At 71.4% G+C, this 23,137-nt stretch carries 2 protein-coding genes; both read left to right on the forward strand.

Annotated features, from left to right (window positions below; genetic code table 11):
- The first annotated feature begins 113 nt into the window (after positions 1 to 113).
- Positions 114 to 18,347, forward strand: coding sequence for an amino acid adenylation domain-containing protein (locus NRF20_RS39455; RefSeq protein ID WP_413754116.1), 18,234 nt, complete (start codon positions 114 to 116; stop codon positions 18,345 to 18,347).
- Positions 18,344 to 23,041, forward strand: a complete 4,698-nt coding sequence (locus tag NRF20_RS39460) for an amino acid adenylation domain-containing protein (protein WP_413754117.1) — start codon at positions 18,344 to 18,346, stop codon at positions 23,039 to 23,041. The genes NRF20_RS39455 and NRF20_RS39460 overlap by 4 nt, the downstream gene beginning before the upstream one ends.
- The last annotated feature ends 96 nt before the right edge of the window (positions 23,042 to 23,137 follow it).

A 23,137-nucleotide genomic window follows, 5' to 3' on the forward strand; every position in this document is an offset into this window, starting at 1 on the left:
GTGGACATTCTCAAGAGCTTCCCGAGTCGAAGCTCTTTTGCCTTGCGTTTCCTGCGAAATGGTGCATTGGGCAGATGCATGCCCATGGAGAGGGAATAGGGGTTCAGCGTCGTATGAGCGAGCGAATCGGTGGCGGTTTTCCTCTGTCCGACAGCCAGGAAGGGATCTGGCACGCGCAGCGCCTGGGAGGCCCGCGCGCCCTCTACAGCGTCGGGCAGGCCGTCGCGATCACGGGCGCGCTCGACGTGCCCGCCTTCGAGGCGGCGCTGCGCCGGACGGTCGAGGAGACGGAGATCCTGGGCGTGCGATTCGCCGAGGACGCGGTCGGCGAGGTGCGCGTCGTGCCGGACGCCGCCCGGCGCTGGTCGCTGCGCATCGAGGAGCCGGACGGGACCGGCGGCGGCGACCGGCGGGCGTGGATCGACCACCGGATGCGCGAGGAACTCGCCCGCGTGGAGGACCCGCTCGGCGGCCAACTGTTCTCCTTCGTGCTCTTCCGCCTCGATTCCCACCGGTACTGCTGGTTCCAGGGCTATAACCACCTGCTGCTCGACGGATATTCGTGCACGCTGATGGCGCGCCGGGTCGCGGAGGTGTATTCGGCGCTCGTCATGGGCGAGGAACACCCGGAGTCCCCGCACATCTCGTGGGCCGAGACCCTGGACGCCGACGCCAGGTATCGGAACTCCACCGAATTCACCGAAGATCAAAGGTATCTCTGCGACCGATTCTCGGATCGGCCGGAATTGGCGGAGGTCTCACGCCTTTCCGGCGTCTCAGGATTTTCCCCGAAGGACGAGCCCCGCACCGGCGCGGTTCTGCGCGAGACGGGCCGCCTCGCATCCGGCACCGCCGACGCGCTGCGCACCGCGGCGGACGGCGTCGGCCTGCGGACCTCCCGGCTCCTCCTTGCCGCCGCCGGCGCCTTCGTCAGCGGTTTGGCCGGGTCGGCGGAGGCGCTGCTCAGCCTGCCCGTGACCGGGCGCATCGGCGAGGCGGACCTGCGGGCCCGCACCACCCGGGCGAACATGCTGCCCCTGCGGTTCCCGGTCCCCGCCGGAGCGAGCCTGCTCGACATAGCGCGCACGGCCGACGAGGCCGTCGGCGAGCTGCTTCGGCACCAGCGCTACCGGGGCGAGCGGCTGCGCCGCGAGCTGGGCTGGCCCGAGGGCGACCGCTGGCACTTCGGCCCCTACGTGAACATCCTGCCGCGCGCCGGAGACCTGGCCTTCGGTGACTGCCGAGGCGAGGCACGGGACGTGTCGACCCGACTCGTCGAGGACTTCGGGGTACTGATCGACCGAACGGGCTCGGCCATCGAGATCACCGTCGAGGCGAACGCGGCGCTCTACGACCAGACGTGGGTACGGGCGGTCCACCGGTCGCTGGTCGGCTTCGTCGAGCGGGCGGTCGGAAACCCGACGGCGCCGGTGCGGCGGATCGGACTGGTGGGGGACGACGAGCGTGCCCTCGTGGTGGAGGAGTGGAACGGCACGGCGCGGGATGTGGATGCGTCGACGGTGGTGGAGCGGTTCCGTGGGTGGGCGGTGCGGGCACCGGAGGCGGTGGCGTTGTGGTTCGGTGACTGGCCGTTGTCGTATGCCGAGGTGGATGCGCGTTCCGATGCGCTGGCGCGGGGTCTGGTGGCTCGTGGGGTGGGTCGGGAGTCGCGGGTGGGGCTGTGCCTGCCGCGTGGTGCGGAGATGGTGGTGGCGCTGCTGGCGGTGTGGAAGGCCGGCGGGGCGTATGTGCCGCTGGATCCGGAGTACCCCTCGGACCGGCTGCTGTTCATGGTCGCGGACAGTGGCGCCGAGCTGGTGCTGGTCACCGGCGAGACGGCCGGCCGTCTGTCCGCGGACGTCGAGACGGTTCTCCTCGACGAGCTGGCGAGCGGTGACGGTGTGCTGCCGAACGTCACTCCCGACCAGTTGGCGTACGTGATCTATACGTCCGGTTCCACCGGGCGTCCCAAGGGTGTCGCGGTGGCGCACGCCTCCGTGGCGAACCTGGCCTCGGCGATGACCCCGGTACTGGGGGCTGAGGCGGGCGTGACGGTGTTGCAGTTCGCGTCGTTCAGTTTCGACGCGGCGGTGCTGGATGTGGCGGTGACGCTGGCGGGCGGGGGCATGCTGGCGGTCGCGTCGGCGGAGGAGCGGCAGGACGGGGCTGCGCTGGCGGCCATGGTCGAGGCCGCCGGTGTGACCACGGCGAGTGTGGTGCCGTCGCTGCTGGGGGTCCTTGAGCCGGAGGCCGTTTCGGGGATCGGGAACTGGGTGTTGGGTGCGGAGCGGCTGGAAGCCGGTCTCGCGGCCAAGTGGCGCCAGGGCGCCCGTGTGTGGAACACCTACGGGCCCACCGAGGCCACCGTCATCACCACCGCCGTCCTCCTGGAGGAGGACATCACGGGTGAGGATGCCCCACCGTCGATCGGCCGTCCGCTGGGCAATGTCCGCACCTATGTGCTGGACGGCTTTCTGCGGCCTGTTCCGGTGGGTGTGGCGGGCGAGTTGTACATCGCGGGGGAGGGCTTGGCCCGCGGTTATGTCGGCCGTTCTGATCTGACGGCGGAACGGTTCGTCGCGTGCCCGTTCGGTGACGGCACGGGGCGGATGTATCGCACCGGGGACCTGGCGCGATGGACGGCGGACGGTCTGCTGGAGTTCGTGGGGCGTGCGGATGAGCAGGTGAAGATCCGCGGGTTCCGGGTCGAGCTGGGCGAGGTGGAAGCTGTCCTGGCCGCCCATCCGCAGGTCGAGCGGGCCGTGGCCGTGGTCCGTGACGGCCGGCTGGTCGGATACACCGTCGGCGAAGTGAATGACGAGGTGAGTGGCGGGGTGAACGGCTATGTGGACGCCGAGGACGTCCGTGCCTTCGCCGCCACGCGGCTGCCGGAGTACATGGTCCCGTCGGCGATCGTCGTACTCGAAGCGTTCCCGCTCACCGTCAACGGCAAGATCGACCGCCCCGCACTGCCCGCGCCCGACCTCGCGTCCGCCCGTACGCGTGCCCCGGAGACGCCCACGGAGGAGACGCTCTGCGCCCTGTTCGCCGAGCTGCTCGGGCTGGAGGAGGTCGGGGCCGAGGAGAGCTTCTTCGAGCTGGGCGGCGACTCGATCACGGCGATGCTGCTGGTGTCGCGGGCCCGCCGCGCCGGTCTGGTCGTCCGGGCTCGCCAGGTGCACGAGCTGCGGACCCCGGCGCGGCTTGCCGGGGTGGCGACACCGGTCGACGGGGGAGCGGAGGGCCCTCGCGTGGCGGACTCCGCCGTCGGTGAGGTGCCGCTGACGCCGGTGATGCGCGAGGTGCTGGACCGGGTCGGTGCCGAGGGCGTCCGCTCGGTCGTGCAGTCGATGACGGTGGAGGCGCCGGCGCGACTGGACGAGGGGGCACTGCGGGACGCGGTGGCGGCCCTGTTCGAGCGGCATGAGGTCCTGCGGGCCCGTCTGGTGGCGGAGTCCGGGGTGCTGGTGGTGCCGGAGAGTCCCATGGTGCCGGTTGATGGGCTGATGGTGCGGGTGGATGCGGTTGGGGTGGATCCGGCCGTTCTGGTGGATGGGGAGATCGAGGCGGCGGTTGGGCGGTTGGATCCGGCGGCCGGTGTGATGGTGCAGGTGGTGTGGCTGGACGCGGGGCCGGAGGTTCCGGGGCGGTTGGTGGTGGTGGCCAATCACTTGGTCGTCGACACGGTGTCGTGGCAGGTGCTGCTGCCGGATCTTGAGCGGGCCGTGACGGCGTGCGCTGAGGGGCGTGTTGTGGAGTTGGAGCCTGTCCCGGTGTCGTTCCGGGCGTGGGCTCGGGAGTTGGTGGTGGAGGCGGGTCGGCCGGAGCGGGTGGCCGAGTTGTCGGGATGGCGTGCGCTGGTGGCGGGCGAGGGCCCGGACGTGGTGCTCACGGATGCGTCGGTGGATCCGGTGGTGGATGTGGGTGTGACGGTTCGCGAGGTGTCGGTGACCGTTGCGGCGGAGGTGACGGCGGCGCTGTTGACGGTGGTGCCGGCGGCGTTCCGTGCCGGGGTGGACGAGGTGCTGCTGTCCGGTCTGGTCGGGGCGGTGGGTCGGTGGGCGGGGCCCGGCGGTTTTCTTGTGGATGTCGAGGGTCATGGCCGTGAGCCGCTGGCGGGCTTGGAGGATCTGTCGCGGACGGTGGGGTGGTTCACGTCGTCGCGTCCGGTGCGGTTGGGCGCGGACGGCGGCGTGTCGGTGAAGCGGGTGAAGGAGCAGGTGCGGGCGGTGCCCGGTGACGGGCTCGGCTGGGGGCTGCTGCGCTGGTCGAACCCGGAGACCGCCGATGATTTGGCGGCGCTGCCCTCGGCGCAGGTCGGCTTCAACTACCTGGGCCGCGTCGGCTCCGCCGAGGGGTTCGGGGCGGGAGGTGCGCCGCAGGCTCCGGTGATGCACCCGCTGGAGTTGCTGGTTTCGGTGCGGGAGTCGGCGGACGGTCCGGTGCTGGACTTGATGCTCGCCTGGCCGGAGCGGCTGCTGGACGAGGGACGGGCGCGCGGCCTGCTGGAGGCGTGGACGGGTGTCCTGGCCGGCCTGGTCGCGGATGTCCAGGCCGGGGCGGGTGGCTACTCGCCGTCGGATTTTCCGCTGGTGTCGTTGTCTCAGGCCGGTGTCGAGGAGGTCGAGGCGGCGGTCGCGGGGCTGGAGGATGTTCTTCCGGTCGCTCCGCTTCAGGAGGGTCTGCTGTTCCACTCTCTCTTCGATGAGGAGGGGACGGATGTCTATGTCGAGCAGATGGTTCTGACGCTTGAGGGTGAGGTGGACGGGGCTCGGCTGCGGGCGGCGTGGCAGGCGTTGATTGACCGGCATGCGGCACTGCGGGCCGGGTTTGTGCAGGTGGCGGGCGCTGATGGTCCCGTGCAGGTGATCGTGGAGCGGGCGGAGCTGCCGTGGCGCGAGGTGGATGTGCGGGGCCTGGCCGAGGATGCTGCGGAGCGGGTGGGTGTCGAGGAGCGGGCCGCGCGGTTCGACCTCGCGGCACCCCCGCTGCTGCGGGTGGCACTCGTCCGGGAGAGCGCCGGACGCGCGCACATGGTGGTGACGCTGCATCACCTTCTCCTCGACGGGTGGTCGCTTCCCTTGGTCCTGCGGGAGCTGTGGGCGCTCTATGCGGCGGATGGTGGCGTGGTCGGGCTCGGTGCTCCGGTGTCGTCGCGCTCGTATTGGGCGTGGCTGGCCGGTCGGGACACCGGCGCGGCTCTGGAGGTGTGGCGGGCCGAGCTGGCGGCCGTCGAGGAGCCGACTCTCGTCGCGCCGACGGAGACGAGTGCGATGGCGTCCGTCGTCCTGGACCGGGTGACCGACCACGCGAGCGCCGAACTGGTGCGCGGTCTGGAGCGGGTCGCCCGTGGTGCGGGGGTGACGCTCAACACCGTGGTGCAGCTGGCGTGGGGGCTGGTGCTGGGTCAGCTGACGGAGCGTCGTGAGGTGGTGTTCGGGGCGACGGTCGCGGGTCGTCCGGCCGAGCTTGCGGGCATGGAGGCGATGCTCGGGCTGTTCATCAACACGCTGCCGGTGCGGGTGGGGCTGGATGCGTCGCGGTCGGTGAACGAGGCGCTGGGCGACTTGCAGTCGCGGCAGTCCGCCTTGCTCGACCATCAGTACGTCGGGCTCAGTGAGGTCCAGCGGGCCGCGGGTCCCGGCGCGACTTTCGACACCCTGCTGGCCTTCGAGAACTACCCCGGCGACCTCGACGCCCAGCCCCTCGGCGAACCGCTCACCGTCACGGCCACCGAGCTCCGCGAGTCGACCAACTTCGCCCTGGCACTGGGGGTCACCCCGGCCGACGGCCTCGCCATCCACCTCGACTACCGCACCGACGTCTTCGGGCACCGAAACGCCCTCCGGATGGCTCGCCGCCTGGTCAAGGTGCTGGAGCAGATGGCGGCCGATCCGCGGAAGCGGCTGAGCCACATCGAGATGCTGGACGAATCCGAGCGGGCCGCGGTGGTGGAGGAGTGGAACGCCACCGCCCAGGCGCCGGAGCCCGGAACAGTGCTGGAACGGTTCCGCGGGTGGGCGCTGCGCACGCCCGAGGCGGTGGCGCTGTGGTCCCGGGAACGAGCCCTGTCCTACGCCGAGGTGGACGCACGCTCCGATGCGTTGGCGCGGGGTCTGGTGGCGCGGGGTGTGGGTCGGGAGTCGCGGGTGGGACTGTGCCTGCCCCGCGGGGTCGAGATGGTGGTGGCGCTGCTAGCGGTGTGGAAGGCCGGCGGGGCGTACGTGCCGCTGGACCCGGAGTACCCCTCCGAGCGACTGGCGTTCATGGCCGCCGACAGCGGCGCCGACCTGGTGCTGGTGACGCCCGAGACCGCGGACCGACTCCCGGACGGCGTCGGCACGGTGCTGCTCGACGAGCTGGAGATCGCGACCGGCGAGTTCCCGGACGCTGGCGCGGAGCCGGGCGGGCTGGCCTACGTCATCTATACGTCGGGGTCGACGGGGCGTCCCAAGGGTGTGGCGGTGGCGCACGCGTCGGTGGCGAACCTGGCGTCGGTGATGCGTCCTGTCCTGGGTGTGGAGCCCGGGGTCGTGGCGTTGCAGTTCGCGTCGTTCAGCTTCGACGCGGCGGTGCTGGATGTGGCGGTGACGCTGGCGGGCGGGGGCACGCTGGCGATCGCGTCGGCGGAGGAGCGGCAGGACGGGACTGCGCTGGCGGCCATGGTCGAGGCCGCCGATGTGACCACGGCGAGCGTGGTGCCGTCGCTGCTGGGGGTCCTTGAGCCAGACGCCGTTTCGGGGATACGGAACTGGGTGCTGGGTGCGGAGCGGCTGGAAGCCGGTCTCGCGGCCAAGTGGCGTGAGGGCGCCCGCGTGTGGAACACCTACGGGCCTACCGAAGCCACCGTCATCACCACGGCCGTCCTCCTGGAGGAGGGCATCACCGGCGACGACGCTCCGCCGCCCATCGGCCGCCCGCTGGGCAATGTCCGCACCTATGTTCTGGACGCGGCCCTGCGCCCCGTACCCGACGGCATCACGGGTGACCTCTATGTCGCCGGGTCCGGTCTGGCGCGCGGCTACATCAACCGTCCCGACCTGACGGCCGAGCGGTTTGTGGCCGTCCCCTTCGGTGAGGGCGAGCGGATGTACCGCACCGGGGACCTGGCGCGATGGACGGCGGACGGTCTGCTGGAGTTCGTGGGGCGTGCGGATGAGCAGGTGAAGATCCGCGGTTTCCGTGTCGAGCTCGGTGAGGTCGAGGCCGTCTTGGCGGCGCACGCGCAGGTCGAGCGGGCTGTGGCCGTGGTCCGCGATGGTCGGCTGGTCGGGTACACGGTCGGCGAGGTGGACGCCGACGACGTGCGGGCCTTCGCCGCCACGCGGCTGCCGGAGTACATGGTCCCGTCGGCGATCGTCGTACTCGACGCGTTCCCGCTCACCGTCAACGGCAAGATCGACCGCCCCGCACTGCCCGCGCCCGACCTCGCGTCCGCCCGTACGCGTGCCCCGGAGACGCCCACGGAGGAGACGCTCTGCGCCCTGTTCGCTGAAGTGCTGGGGCTGGAGGAGGTCGGGGTCGGGGACGGCTTCTTCGAGTTGGGCGGCGACTCGATCATGTCGATGCAGCTCGCCGCCCGGGCCCGCGCCGCAGGGTGGATCGTGTCGCCCCGACAGATCTTCGAGGAGAGGACGCCGGAGCGGCTGGCGCTGGTGGCCGTTGCCTCGTCTGGCCTGGAGAACGCACGACGCCAGGACACCGGCGTCGGTGAGGTGCCGCTGACGCCGGTGATGCGGGAACTGCTCGACCGGGTCGGGCCGGAGCGGGTGGGCCGGATCGTTCAGCCGGGTGTGCTGACAGTGCCTCCGGGCCTGGAGCGCGCGGCGCTCGTCGCAGCCGTACAGGCCGTGTTCGAGCGGCATGAGGTGCTGCGGGCCCGTCTGGTGGTGGAGTCCGGGGTGCTGGTGGTGCCCGAGGCGGATGTGGTGGACGTGTCCGGGCTGGTGGTGCGGGTGGATGCGGTTGGGGTGGATCCGGCCGTTCTGGTGGATGGGGAGATTGAGGCGGCGGTTGGGCGGTTGGATCCGGCGGCCGGTGTGATGGTGCAGTTGGTGTGGCTGGACGCGGGGCCGGAGGTTCCGGGGCGGTTGGTGGTGGTGGCCAATCACTTGGTCGTCGACACGGTGTCGTGGCAGGTGCTGCTGCCGGATCTTGAGCGGGCCGTGACGGCGTGCGCTGAGGGACGTGTTGTGGAGTTGGAGCCCGTTCCGGTGTCGTTCCGGGCGTGGGCTCGGGAGTTGGCGGTGGAGGCGGGTCGGCCGGAGCGGGTGGCCGAGTTGTCGGGATGGCGTGCGCTGGTGGCGGGCGAGGGCCCGGACGTGGTGCTCACGTGTGTGCCGGTGGATCCGGTGGTGGATGTGGGTGCGACGGTTCGCGAGGTGTCGGTGACCGTTGCGGCGGAGGTGACGGCGGCGCTGTTGACAGTGGTGCCGGCGGCGTTCCATGCCGGGGTGGACGAGGTGCTGCTGTCCGGCCTGGTCGGGGCGGTGGGCCGGTGGGCGGGGCCCGGCGGTTTTCTTGTGGATGTCGAGGGTCATGGCCGTGAGCCGCTGGCGGGCTTGGAGGATCTGTCGCGGACGGTGGGGTGGTTCACGTCGTCGCGTCCGGCGCGGTTGGGCGCGGACGGCGGCGTGTCGGTGAAGCGGGTGAAGGAGCAGGTGCGGGCGGTGCCCGGTGACGGGCTCGGCTGGGGGTTGCTGCGCTGGTCGAACCCGGAGACCGCCGATGATTTGGCGGCGCTGCCCTCCGCGCAGGTCGGCTTCAACTACCTGGGCCGGGTGGGTTCCGCCGAGGGGTTCGGGGCGGGAGGTGCGCCGCAGGCTCCGGTGATGCACGCGCTGGAACTGACGGGCCTGGTGCGCGAGCCGGCCGGCGGTGGTACTCCGGTGCTGGAACTGGTGCTGGCGTGGCCGGAGCGGGTACTGGAGGCCCAGCGGGCGGGTGCGTTGCTGGAGGCGTGGGCGGACGCACTGTCGAGTCTGGTGGAGCAGGTCCGCGACGGCGCCGGCGGACACACCCCCTCGGATTTCCCGCTGGTGTCGTTGTCTCAGGCCGGTGTCGAGGAGGTCGAGGCGGCGGTCGCGGGGCTGGAGGATGTTCTTCCGGTCGCTCCGCTTCAGGAGGGTCTGCTGTTCCACTCTCTCTTCGATGAGGAGGGGACGGATGTCTATGTCGAGCAGATGGTTCTGACGCTTGAGGGTGAGGTGGACGGGGCTCGGCTGCGGGCGGCGTGGCAGGCGTTGATTGACCGGCATGCGGCACTGCGGGCCGGGTTTGTGCAGGTGGCGGGCGCTGATGGTCCCGTGCAGGTGATCGTGGAGCGGGCGGAGCTGCCGTGGCGCGAGGTGGATGTGCGGGGCCTGGCCGAGGATGCTGCGGAGCGGGTGGGTGTCGAGGAGCGGGCCGCGCGGTTCGACCTCGCGGCACCTCCCCTCGTGCGGGTGGCGCTGGTGCGCGTCGGCCGTCGCCGGTTCCGGATGGTGGTGACGCTGCATCACCTGCTGCTGGACGGGTGGTCGCTTCCCTTGGTCCTGCGGGAGCTGTGGGCGCTCTATGCGGCGGATGGTGGCGTGGTCGGGCTCGGTGCTCCGGTGTCGTCGCGCTCGTATTGGGCGTGGCTGGCCGGTCGGGACACCGGCGCGGCTCTGGAGGTGTGGCGGGCCGAGCTGGCGGCCGTCGAGGAGCCGACACTCGTCGCGCCGACCATCGCTGGGACGGACGCCGTATTGGCACGGTCGCTCACCGTCCAGGCGCGGGACGGGCTGGTCGAGGGCCTGGAGCGGGTCGCCCGTGGTGCGGGGGTGACGCTCAACACCGTGGTGCAGCTGGCGTGGGGGCTGGTGCTGGGTCAGCTGACGGGGCGTCGTGAGGTGGTGTTCGGGGCGACGGTCGCGGGTCGTCCGGCCGAGCTTGCGGGGATGGAGGCGATGCTCGGGCTGTTCATCAACACGCTGCCGGTGCGGGTGGGGCTGGATGCGTCGCGGTCGGTGAACGAGGCGCTGGGCGACTTGCAGTCGCGGCAGTCCGCCTTGCTCGACCATCAGTACGTCGGGCTCAGTGAGGTCCAGCGGGCCGCGGGTCCCGGCGCGACTTTCGACACCCTGCTGGCCTTCGAGAACTACCCCGGCGATCCTGCGGCACAGCCGTCCGTGCCGGGTCTCGCGATCTCCGATGTCGCGTCGCGCGAGTCGACGAGCTTCGCGCTGGCGCTGGGCGTCCGGCCCGAGGAGGGATTGCTTCTGCGGCTGGACTACCGTCCGGACGCCTTCGCCGCTGAGGCCGCTCAGGCCCTGATTGATCGCGTGGTACGGGCGCTGGAGCGGATCGCGGAGGACCCGGCGGTCCGGCTCGGTCGGCTTGAGCTGCTGGACGAATCCGAGCGGGCCGCGGTGGTGGAGGAGTGGAACGCCACCGCCCAGGCGGGGGAGCCCGGCACAGTGCTGGAGCGGTTCCGCGGCTGGGCCGTGGAGACCCCGCACGCGATCGCGGCGCGGTCCGGCGACCTGGCACTGTCGTATGTCGAGGTGGACGCACGCTCCGACGCGCTGGCTCGCGGGCTGGTGGCGCGGGGTGTGGGTCGGGAGTCGCGGGTGGGACTCTGCCTGCCGCGTGGTGCGGAGATGGTGGTGGCGCTGCTGGCGGTGTGGAAAGCCGGCGGGGCGTACGTGCCGCTGGACCCGGAGTACCCCTCCGAGCGACTGGCGTTCATGGTCGCCGACAGCGAGGCCCAGCTGGTGCTGGTTACGGAGGAGACGACCGACCGGCTGCCGGCCGAGGTGGAGACCGTTCTGCTTGCGGAGCTGGAGATCGAGTCCGGTGAGGATGCGGCCAGTGCGGAGAGTGCCGTAGACCCGGACCAGCTGGCGTATGTGATCTATACGTCGGGGTCGACGGGGCGTCCCAAGGGTGTGGCGGTGGCGCACGCGTCGGTGGCGAATCTGGCGTCGGTGATGCGTCCTGTCCTGGGTGTGGAGCCTGGGGTGGCGGCGTTGCAGTTCGCGTCGTTCAGCTTCGACGCGGCGGTGCTGGATGTGGCGGTGACGCTGGCGGGCGGGGGCATGCTGGCGATCGCGTCGGCGGAGGAGCGGCAGGACGGGGCTGCGCTGGCGGCCATGGTCGAGGCCGCCGGTGTGTCCACGGCGAGTGTGGTGCCGTCGCTGCTGGGCGTGCTGGAGCCAGAGGCCGTTTCGGGGATACGGAACTGGGTGTTGGGTGCGGAGCGGCTGGAGGCCGGTCTCGCGGCCAGGTGGCGGGTCGGGGCGCGGGTGTGGAACACGTACGGGCCCACGGAGGCCACGGTCATCACCACCGCCATTCTCCTGGAGGAGGGCATTACGGGTGAGGATGCCCCGCCGGCCATCGGCCGCCCGCTGGGCAATGTCCGCACCTATGTGCTGGACGGTTTCCTGCGGCCTGTTCCGGTGGGTGTGGCGGGTGAGTTGTACATCGCCGGGTCCGGTCTGGCGCGCGGCTACATCAACCGTCCCGACCTGACGGCCGAGCGGTTCGTGGCCGTCCCCTTCGGTGACGGCGAGCGGATGTACCGCACCGGGGACCTGGCGCGATGGACGGCGGACGGTCAGCTGGAGTTCGTGGGGCGTGCGGATGAGCAGGTGAAGATCCGCGGTTTCCGTGTCGAGCTCGGTGAGGTCGAGGCCGTCTTGGCGGCGCACGCGCAGGTCGAGCGGGCTGTGGCCGTGGTCCGCGATGGTCGGCTGGTCGGGTATGTCGTCGGCGACGTGGACGTAGACGACGTGCGGGCCTTCGCGGCCACCCGCCTGCCGGAGTACATGGTCCCGTCGGCGATCGTCGTACTCGACGCGTTCCCGCTCACCGTCAACGGGAAGATCGACCGGCCCGCCCTGCCCGCCCCTGACCTTGCCTCCGCCGATACGCGTGCCCCGTCGACGCTCGTCGAGGAGGCGTTCTGTGCGCTCTTCGCGGAAGTGCTGGGGCTGGAGGAGGTCGGGGTCGGGGACGGCTTCTTCGAGCTGGGCGGCGACTCGATCATGTCGATGCAGCTCGCGTCCCGGGCCCGCGCCGCGGGCTGGGTGGTGTCACCGCGGCAGGTGTTCGAGGAGAAGACGCCGGAGCGGCTGGCGCTGGTGGCGGCCGCGGTGTCCGGTGGAGCGGGGCAGAGGCCCGTCGAGGACACGGGAGTCGGCGAGGTGCCGCTGACCCCGGTCATGCGCGAACTGCTGGACCGGGTCGGCATCGAGGCGGTTGGGCGGATCGTCCAGCCGGGGGTCATGGCGGCGCCGGGGGGACTGGACCTTGAGGTCCTGGTCGCTGCCGTGACGGCGGTGATGGGCCGTCATGAGGTGCTGCGGGCCCGCTTGGTGGTGGAGTCCGGGGTGCTGGTGGTGCCCGAGGCGGATGCGGTGGACGTGTCCGGGCTGGTGGTGCGGGTGGATGCGGCCGGGGTGGATCCGGCCGTCCTGCTGGATGGGGAGATTGAGGCGGCGGTTGGGCGGCTGGATCCGGCGGCCGGTGTGATGGTGCAGGTGGTGTGGCTGGACGCAGGACCGGAGGCTCCTGGTCGAGTGGTCGTGGTGGCCAACCACCTGGTTGTCGACACCGTGTCGTGGCAGGTTCTGTTGCCCGACCTGGAGCAGGTGTGCGTGGCGCTGGCCGAGGGACGAGCCGTCGAGCTGGAGCCTGTCCCGGTGTCGTTCCGGGCATGGGCGCGGGAGTTGGTGGTGGAGGCGGGTCGGCCGGAGCGGGTGGCCGAGTTGTCGGGATGGCGTGCGCTGGTGGCGGGCGAGGGCCCGGACGTGGTGCTCACGTGTGTGCCGGTGGATCCGGTGGATCCGGTGGTGGATGTGGGTGTGACGGTTCGCGAGGTGTCGGTGACCGTTGCGGCGGAGGTGACGGCGGCGCTGTTGACGGTGGTGCCGGCGGCGTTCCATGCCGGGGTGGACGAGGTGCTGCTGTCCGGCCTGGTCGGGGCGGTGGGCCGGTGGGCGGGGCCCGGCGGTCTCTTGGTGGATGTCGAGGGTCATGGCCGTGAGCCGCTGGCGGGCTTGGAGGATCTGTCGCGGACGGTGGGGTGGTTCACGTCGTCGCGTCCGGTGCGGTTGGGCGCGGACGGCGGCGTGTCGGTGAAGCGGGTGAAGGAGCAGGTGCGGGCGGTGCCCGGTGACGGGCTCGGCTGGGGGTTGCTGCGCTGGTCGAACCCGGAGACCGCCGATGATTTGGCGGCGCTGCCCTCCGCGCAGGTCGGCTTCAACTACCTGGGCCGCGTCGGCTCCGCCGAGGGGTTCGGGGCGGGAGGTGCGCCGCAGGCTCCGGTGATGCACGCGCTGGAACTGACGGGCCTGGTGCGCGAGCCGGCCGGCGGCGGTGCTCCGGTGCTGGAACTGGTGCTGGCGTGGCCGGAGCGGGTACTGGAGGCCCCGCGAGCGGCTGCGTTGCTGGAGGCGTGGGCGGACGCACTGTCGAGTCTGGTGGAGCAGGTCCGCGACGGCGCCGGCGGACACACCCCCTCGGATTTCCCGCTGGTGTCGTTGTCTCAGGCGGGGGTGGAGGAGTTGGAGGCGGCGGTGTCCGGGGGTGTGGAGGACGTGTGGCCGTTGTCTCCGTTGCAGGAGGGGCTGCTTTTCCATTCGTTGTTCGATGACGGTGGTGGGGCGGATGTGTATGCGGGTCAGCGGGCGCTGGCTTTGGATGGTCCGTTGGATGTGGGTCGGCTTCGGGCTTCGTGGGATGTGGTGTTGGGGCGGCATGCGATTTTGCGTGCGGGGTTCCATCGGCCGGTGTCGGGTGAGGCGGTGCAGGTTGTCGCGCGGGAGGTGGAGCTTCCGTGGCGTGAGGTGGATCTGAGTGGGTTGTCGCAGGTGGAGGCGGAGGCTGAGGCGGCTCGGCTGTCCGGGGACGAGTTGTCGGTGGGCTTCGATCTCGGGCGGGGTCCGTTGCTGCGGCTGTTGCTGCTCCGCCTCGGTGAGCGGCACCACCGGCTGGTGATGACGACCCATCACATCGTGCTCGACGGCTGGTCACTGCCGATCCTGCTGAACGAGCTCCAGACGGTGTACCGGGCAGGCGTCGGCGCCGCATCGCTGCCGGCGGTCCGCTCCTACCGCGACTATCTGGCCTGGCTCGGCCGCCAGGACCGGGAGGCGGCGCGGGCCGCGTGGCGGGAGGAGCTGGCCGGGGCCGAGGCGCCGACGCTGGTCGCGCCCGCGGATCCCGCGCGGCTGCCGATGCGGCCCGAGGCCGTGCGCGCCGAGTGCGGACCCGAGTTGACACGGGCGCTGAACGACCTCGCCCGCCGCGGTGGCGTCACGATGGCGACGGTGGTGCAGGGGGCCTGGGCGCTGGTGCTGGCCCGTCTGTCCGGGCGGCGGGACGTGGTCTTCGGGACCACGGTCGCCGGGCGACCGACGGATCTGCAGGGTGTGGAGTCGCTGATCGGGCTGTTCATCAACACGCTCCCGGTACGGGTGCGGATGGACGGCAACGAGTCCGTACTGGAGATGCTGGACCGGCTGCAGCACCGGCAGCTCGGATTGATGGGCCATCAGCATCTCGGGCTCGCCGAGATCAAGCAGGTCGCCGGACCGGGCGCGGAGTTCGACACGCTCGTCGTCTACGAGAACTATCCGCAGTCTGCCCCTGAGGCGGACGGCCCGGACGCTCTGGTCATTCGGCCGGGCGGCCGGACACGGGACGCCAGTCACTACCCGCTGGGGGTGATCGTCGCGCCGGGTGAGCGGATGGAGTTGCAGCTGGATCACCGCTCCGACCTGTTCGACCGGGCGCGGGCCGAGGACGTACTGGCCGCGCTGGTGTGGGTGTTGGAGCAGTTCGTGGAGGACCCGCAGAGGTCTCTGGGCCGACTCGGGTTGCTCGACGAGGAGCGGTTGGACCGTCTGACCCGCGACTGGCAGGACATCCACTCCGAAGTGCCCTCCGGGACGCTGCCGGATCTGTTCGCGGAGCAGGTGCAGCGGACGCCGGACGCGCCCGCTCTCGAATCCGGCGATCCCGCCGCGACCGGCGAACGTGTGCTGACTTACGAGGAGTTGGAGGCTGAGGCGGGTCGGTTGGCGCGGTATCTGATTGCTGCGGGGGTGGGTCCGGAGCGGCGGGTGGCTGTGGTGGCGGAGCGGTCGGTGGGCACGGTGGTGGCGTTGTTGGCGGTGTCGATGGCGGGTGGGGCTTTCGTTCCGTTGGATCCGGGTCATCCGGTGGACCGGCTTGCTGTGGTGCTGGAGGACGCGGATCCGGTGGTGGTGTTGTGCACGCGGGCTTCGCGGTCGGTGCTGCCTGGGGTGGTTCGGGGTCGGGTGGTGGCTCTGGATGATCCGGGGGTGGTGGCTGCGGTGGCGGGGTGTGTGCCGGGTCGGGTGGTGGATGCGGAGCGTGTGGCGCCGTTGCGGGTGGCGAATGCGGCGTATGTGATTCACACCTCGGGGTCGACGGGTCGGCCGAAGGGGGTTGTGGTTTCGCATGCGGGGCTGGCGAATCTGGCGTGGGCGCAGATTGAGCGGTTCGGGGTGTATGCGGGGGCGCGGGTGTTGCAGTTCGCGTCGTTGAGTTTCGATGCGGCGGTGTCGGAGCTGTGCATGGCGTGGGTGTCGGGTGCGGTTTTGGTGGTGGCGGGGGTTGAGGGGTTGCCGCCGCGGGTGTCGTTGGGTGAGGCCGTGGGTGCGGTGGGGGCGACGCATGTGACGGTTCCGCCGGGTGTGTTGGCGGTGGAGGAGGCGTTGCCGTCGGGGTTGGAGACGGTGGTGGTGGCGGGTGAGGCGTGCCTGCCGGGGTTGGTGGATCGGTGGTCGGTCGGCCGGCGGATGATCAACGCTTACGGTCCGACCGAGGTGACGGTGTGCGCCGCGATGAGCCTGCCCCTCACCCCAGGAGCCGGGGCAGGGGGAAGCGTTCCGATCGGCCGTCCGCTGCGCAACGCGCGCACGTTCGTCCTGGACGAGTTCCTCCAGCCGGTACCGGTTGGTGTGGTGGGCGAGCTGTACGTGTCCGGGCCGGGACTGGCGCGCGGCTACGCGGGGCGCCCGGAGCTGACGGCCGAGCGCTTCGTGGCCGTCCCCTTCGGCGACGGCGAGCGGATGTACCGCACCGGCGACCTGATCCGCTGGACCGCCGAGGGACAACTGGAGTTCCTCGGCCGTGCGGATGAGCAGGTGAAGATCCGCGGCTTCCGCATTGAGCTGGGCGAGGTGGAGACGGCCCTCGAGGCCCACCCCCAGGTTGACCACGCCGTCGTGACGGTGCGCGACGGCAAGCTCGTCGGTCATGTCGTGGGTGGGGCGGAGGCGACCGAACTGCGTGCGTTCGTCGCTGAGCGTGTGCCGGAGTACATGGTTCCGGCGGCGGTGGTCGTACTCGACTCGTTCCCCCTGACGGTGAACGGCAAGGTGGACAAGGCCGCGCTTCCCGATCCCGAGTTCCGGGCCTCCGCCTCAATACGACGGCCGGGCACGGCGGCCGAGGAAGCGCTGTGTGCGCTGTTCGCCGAGGTGCTGGGCGTGGAGACGGACGCGATCGGCGTCGGGGACAGCTTCTTCGAGCTGGGCGGCGACTCGATCATGTCGATGCAACTCGCCTCGCGTGCGCGCCGGTCGGGTTGGGTGGTGACGCCTCGCCAGATCTTTGAGGAGAAGACCCCGGAACGGCTGGCGATGGTCGCGGCCGTTGCGGAGGACGCGACCACGGAAGCAGAGGACACGGGTGTTGGCGAGGTGCCGTGGACACCGCTCATGCGGTCGATGGGTACGGACGCGCTGCGGCCCAGGTTCGCTCAGTGGACGGTGGTGGGTGCGCCGGCCGGGCTCGGTATCGGTGTGCTGGAGGTGGGTGTGGCCGCGCTGGTGAAGGCCCACGGGATGCTGCGGGCCCGGGTGGGGAGTGACCGGGTGCTGGTGGTTCCTGAGGCGGGCGAGATCGACGCGTCCGCTTTGGTGGCTCGGGTGGGTGCCGTGGGTGTGGCCGAGGGTGAGCTGGACCGGGTCGCGGTGGATGCGGCCGTGCGGGCGGTGGGGCGGTTGGATCCGGCCGCGGGTGTGATGGTGCAGGTGGTGTGGGTGGATGCCGGTCCTGGCCGGGTGGGTCGGATCGTGCTCGCGGCTCATCATCTTGCGGTGGACGGGGTGTCGTGGCGGGTCCTGGTGCCTGACCTGCGCAGCGCGTGTGAGACGGCGGCCGCGGGCGGGGTCCCGGAGCTGGAGCCGGTCGGGACGTCGTTTGGTGCCTGGGCGCGGGGTCTGCGGCGGGCCGCGGACAGTCCGGCTCGGGTGGGTGAGCTGGATGCCTGGGTGGACCTGGTCTCGACCGCCGCCGGGACGGCCGGTGAGGGGGAGCCGCTGATCGGCCGGCGACCGCTGGATCCGGCCGTCGATACGACGTCAACCCTGCGCCTGCTCTCCTGGTCGGTCCTTGCCGCGGAGGCCGCGGTGCTCGTCGGCGATACCCCGCGGCTGTTCCACTGCGGAGTACATGAAGTGCTGCTGGCGACGCTGGCCGGTGCGGTGGCACGCCGACACGCGAGTCCCAGGACCGGAACCGGGATCGGGACCGGGACCGGGACCGGGACCGGGACCGAGGGCCGTACGGGCATCGACTCCCACGGCTTCCTGGTGGAGGTCGAGGGGCATGGGCGTGAGCCGTTGTCGCAGGCCATGGACTTGTCGCGGACGGTGGGCTGGTTCACCGCGGCCTATCCGGTCCGGTTGGACGCCTCCGGAGTGGACCTGGCCGCGGCCGCGGCCGGTGGCGGGGCGGCCGGTGTGCTGGTCAAGCGGGTGAAGGAGCAGGTGCAGGCGGTGCCCGGTGACGGGCTCGGTCATGGCCTGCTGCGCTGGCTGAACCCGCGGACCGGGCCGGTGCTGGAGGCGCTGCCGGTGCCGCAGATCGGCTTCAACTACCTGGGCCGGTTCGCGACCGCCGGAGCCCGAACCGAAACAGCTCCCGGAGCCGAAACCGAAGCCGGTGCCGGCGCCAATGCCGGTGCCAGTGCCAGTGGAGAAGCAGCCGGGGTCGGGTCGGTCGAGCCCTGGCGGACGGCCGGGGACACCGCTGTGGGAGGCGCGGTGGACCCGGGCATGCCGGCCGCGCACGTCCTCGATGCCGGGGCAGTGGTCGCGGACACCGCGCACGGCCCCGAACTGACCCTCACCCTCAGCTGGCCCGAAGCACTCCTGGAGGAGGCCGACGTCCAGGAGCTGGGCCGGTCATGGCTCGCCCTGCTGTCCGGACTCGCCGCCCACACCACCGACCCCACGGCCGGCGGACACACCCCCTCCGACTTCTCCCTCCTCGAACTCGACCAGGACGAAGTCGACGACCTCGAAGCCATAGCCGCCGAACTCGACGAAGGACGGTCCCTGTGAAGCCCTCGACGCCCGCCAAGGGATCCGCTCTCGCGGAGGTTTGGCCGCTCTCGCCCCTCCAGCAGGGGATGCTCTTCCACTCCTCGTACGACGACGAGGGCCCGGACGTCTACGGACTCCAGTGCGTCCTCGGCGTGGACGGCCCCCTGGACACCGAGCTCTTCCGCGCCTGCTGGGAGGCGCTGGTCAAGCGCCACGCCGTTCTGCGCGCCAGCTTCCAACGGCGCAAGTCCGGCGAGGCGGTACAGCTCATCTCACGGAGCGTGTCGCTGCCCTGGCGTGACGTCGACCTTTCGGACCTCGACGAGGGCGAGGCCCGGAGCCGGTTCGAGCAACTGGCCCGCGAGGAGCGGGAACACAGGATGAACCCCGCCTCCCCACCCTTGCTCCGGCTGGTGCTGGCCCGCCTCGGTGCAGGCCGCCACCGCCTTGTGGTGACAACCCATCACATCCTGCTGGACGGCTGGTCGATGCCGGTGCTCCTCGACGAGCTGGAGGCGGTGTACACGGCGGGTGGAGACATCCGGGTACTGCCGCCCGTCACCTCCTACCGCGACTACCTGTCCTGGCTCGGCCGCCAGGACCGGGAGGCTGCGCGGGCCGCGTGGCGGGGAGAGCTGGCGGGGACGGACGGGCCGACGCTCGTGGCACCCCAGGCGGCCGGCGGGGCCGAGGTCGCCGTCCTGCCGCGGGACCTCGTCCTGGATCTTTCCGAAGAGACCACCACACGGCTGAGGGAGCTGGCCCGCGGCCGAGACCTCACGCTCAACACGGTGGTGCAGGGCGCGTGGGCGCTGGTCCTGTCCCGGCTGACGGGACGGAACGACGTGGTGTTCGGCGCGACGGTGTCCGGGCGGCCCGCGGATCTGCCGGGTGCGGAATCGATGGTCGGCCTGATGATCAACACACTGCCGGTGCGGGTGCAACTGGTCGGTGGCCAACCGGTGCTGGACATGCTCACCGACCTGCAGGCGCGGCAGTCGTCGCTGATGCCGCATCAGCACCTGGGGTTGAGCGAGGTGCAGGGGCTCGCGGGGCCGGGGGCGACGTTCGACACCCTCGTGGTCTATGAGAACTACCCGACGCCGCCGGACGGGGCGCCTGCCACCGGCACGATCTCCTTCACCCGCATGGACGCGCACGAGGCCACCAACTTCCCGCTGACCCTCGGCGTCGTGCCCGACGACAGCCTCCGGATCGTTATGACGCACCGGCCGGACCTCTTCGACGAGGAGGCGGCGGCCCGTATCGCCGGATGGCTGATACGGGTGCTGGAACAGGTGGCGGCCGAGCCGAGTCTGCGGGTGAGCGACGTCGGCCTGCTCGACGGACCCGAGTGGTCCGCGGTCGTGGAGGAGTGGAGCGGCACGGCGCGGGATGTGGATGCGTCGATGGTGGTGGAGCGGTTCCGTGGGTGGGCGGTGCGGGCACCGGAGGCGGTGGCGTTGTGGTTCGGTGACCGGCCGTTGTCGTATGCCGAGGTGGATGCGCGTTCCGATGCGCTGGCGCGGGGTCTGGTGGCTCGTGGGGTGGGTCGGGAGTCGCGGGTGGGGTTGTGCCTGCCGCGTGGTGCGGAGATGGTGGTGGCGCTGCTGGCGGTGTGGAAGGCCGGCGGGGCGTATGTGCCGCTGGATCCGGAGTACCCCTCGGACCGGCTGCTGTTCATGGTCGCGGACAGTGGCGCCGAGCTGGTGCTGGTCACCGGCGAGACGGCTGGGCGCTTGTCCGTGGACGTCGAGACGGTTCTCCTTGATGAGCTGGTGAGCGGTGACGGTGTGCTGCCGGACGTCACTCCCGACCAGTTGGCGTACGTGATTTATACGTCGGGGTCGACGGGGCGTCCCAAGGGTGTGGCGGTGGCGCACGCGTCGGTGGCGAATCTGGCGTCGGTGATGCGTCCTGTCCTGGGTGCGGAGCCTGGGGTGACGGTGTTGCAGTTCGCGTCGTTCAGTTTCGACGCGGCGGTGCTGGATGTGGCGGTGACGCTGGCGGGCGGGGGCACGCTGGCGGTCGCGTCGGCGGAGGAGCGTCAGGACGGCGCTGCGCTGGCGGCGATGGTCGACTTCAACGGGGTCGACAGCGCGAGTGTGGTTCCGTCGCTGCTGGGCGTGCTGGAGCCGGCCTCGGTTCCGGGGGTGCGGAACTGGGTGTTGGGTGCGGAGCGGCTGGAAGCCGGTCTCGCGGCCAAGTGGCGCCAGGGCGCCCGTGTGTGGAACACCTACGGGCCCACCGAGGCCACCGTCATCACCACCGCCGTCCTCCTGGAGGAGGACATCACGGGTGAGGATGCCCCACCGTCGATCGGCCGTCCGCTGGGCAATGTCCGCACCTATGTGCTGGACGGCTTTCTGCGGCCTGTTCCGGTGGGTGTGGCGGGCGAGTTGTACATCGCGGGGGAGGGCTTGGCCCGCGGTTATGTCGGCCGTTCTGATCTGACGGCGGAACGGTTCGTCGCGTGCCCGTTCGGTGACGGCACGGGGCGGATGTATCGCACCGGGGACCTGGCGCGATGGACGGCGGACGGTCTGCTGGAGTTCGTCGGCCGTGCGGACGAGCAGGTGAAGATCCGCGGGTTCCGGGTCGAGCTGGGCGAGGTGGAAGCTGTCCTGGCCGCCCATCCGCAGGTCGAGCGGGCCGTGGCCGTGGTCCGTGACGGCCGGCTGGTCGGATACACCGTCGGCGAGGTGGATGACGACGTCGACGCCGAGGACGTACGTGCTTTCGCCGCCACGCGCCTGCCCGAGTACATGGTCCCCTCGGCGATCGTCGCACTCGACGCCTTCCCGCTGACCGTGAACGGCAAGATCGACCGAGCCGCGCTCCCCGCGCCCGAGCTCGCGTCCACCGGTACGCGTGCCCCGGAGACGCCCGCAGAGGAGACGCTCTGCGCCCTGTTCGCCGAAGTGCTGGGGCTGGAGAAGGTCGGGGTCGCGGACAGCTTTTTCGAGCTGGGCGGCGACTCGATCATGTCGATGCAACTCGCGTCGCGTGCGCGTCGGTCCGGTTGGGTGGTGACGCCTCGCCAAATCTTCGAGGAGAAGACCCCGGAGCGGCTGGCGACGGTGATGGTCCCGACCGAGGACGCGTCCGCGGAGGCTGCGGACACGGGTGTCGGCGAGGTGCCGTGGACGCCGGCGATGCGGTCGGTGGGCACCCACGCGCTGCGTGGTGAGTTCGCTCAGTGGACGGTGGTGGGTGCGCCGGCCGGGCTCGGTATCGGTGTGCTGGAGGTGGGTGTGGCCGCGCTGGTGAAGGCCCACGGGATGCTGCGGGCCCGGGTGGGGAGTGACCGGGTGCTGGTGGTTCCTGAGGCGGGCGAGATCGACGCGTCCGCTTTGGTGGCTCGGGTGGATGCTGTGGGTGTGGCCGAGGGTGAGCTGGACCGGGTCGCGGTGGGTGCGGCCGTGCGGGCGGTGGGGCGGTTGGATCCGGCCGCGGGTGTGATGGTGCTGGTGGTGTGGGTGGATGCCGGTCCTGGCCGGGTGGGTCGGATCGTGCTCGCGGCTCATCATCTTGCGGTGGACGGGGTGTCGTGGCGGGTCCTGGTGCCTGACCTGCGCAGCGCGTGCGAGACGGCGGCTGCGGGCGGGGTCCCGGAGCTGGAGCCGGTCGGGACGTCGTTTGGTGCCTGGGCGCGGGGTCTGCGGCGGGCCGCGGACAGTCCGGCTCGGGTGGGTGAGCTGGATGCCTGGGTGGACCTGGTCTCGACCGCCGCGGGGACGGCCGGTGAGGGGGAGCCGCTGATCGGCCGGCGACCGCTGGATCCGGCCGTCGACACGGTGGCGTCGTTGCGTCGGTCCTCGTGGTCGGTGCCGGCGGGGGAGTCCGGGGTGCTCGTGGGTGAGGTGCCGGGAGTCTTCCACTGCGGGATGCATGAGGTGCTGCTGGCGACGCTGGCCGGTGCGGTGGCTCGTTGGCGTCCGGCGACGGCCACCACGGCGACGGCGGCAGGAACGGTGTCGGCGTCGGGTTCGGTGTCGGGTGGCTTCCTGGTGGAGGTCGAGGGGCATGGGCGTGAGCCGTTGTCGCAGGCCATGGACTTGTCGCGGACGGTGGGCTGGTTCACCGCGGCCTATCCGGTCCGGTTGGACGCCTCCGGAGTGGACCTGGCCGAGGCCGCGGCCGGTGGCGGGGCGGCCGGTGTGCTGGTCAAGCGGGTGAAGGAGCAGGTGCAGGCGGTGCCCGGTGACGGGCTCGGTCATGGCCTGCTGCGCTGGCTGAACCCGCGGACCGGGCCGGTGCTGGAGGCGCTGCCGGTGCCGCAGATCGGCTTCAACTACCTGGGCCGGTTCGCGACCGCCGGAGCCCGAACCGAAACAGCTCCCGGAGCCGAAACCGAAGCCGGTGCCAGTGCCGGGTCGGTCGAGCCCTGGCGGACGGCCGGGGACACCGCCGTGGGAGGCGCGGCCGACCCGGGCATGCCGGCCGCGCACGTCCTCGATGCCGGGGCAGTGGTCGCGGACACCGCGCACGGCCCCGAACTGACCCTCACCCTCAGCTGGCCCGAAGCACTCCTGGAGGAGGCCGACGTCCAGGAGCTGGGCCGGACATGGCTCGCCCTGCTGACCGGACTCGCCGCCCACACCACGGACCCCACGGCCGGCGGACACACCCCCTCCGACTTCTCCCTCCTCGAACTCGACCAGGACGAAGTCGACGACCTCGAAGCCGAGTTCGCGGACGACCACCTCTGATCAACGGCCACTGACCGCCGGTCTCTGCCCCCGCCCCCCACCGCTCTGTCCGTATCGCCGAACCGAAGCTGTGAACCGCTGTGAGGAGACGTACGC

The sequence above is a fragment of the Streptomyces sp. R-74717 genome (assembly GCF_047305335.1).
Lineage (GTDB): Bacteria > Actinomycetota > Actinomycetes > Streptomycetales > Streptomycetaceae > Streptomyces > Streptomyces atratus.

What these genes read in the sequence shown, in the direction of transcription:
- NRF20_RS39455 (WP_413754116.1), top strand. Translation starts at nt 114, where the DNA reads ATGAGCGAGCGAATCGGTGGCGGTTTTCCTCTGTCCGACAGCCAGGAA.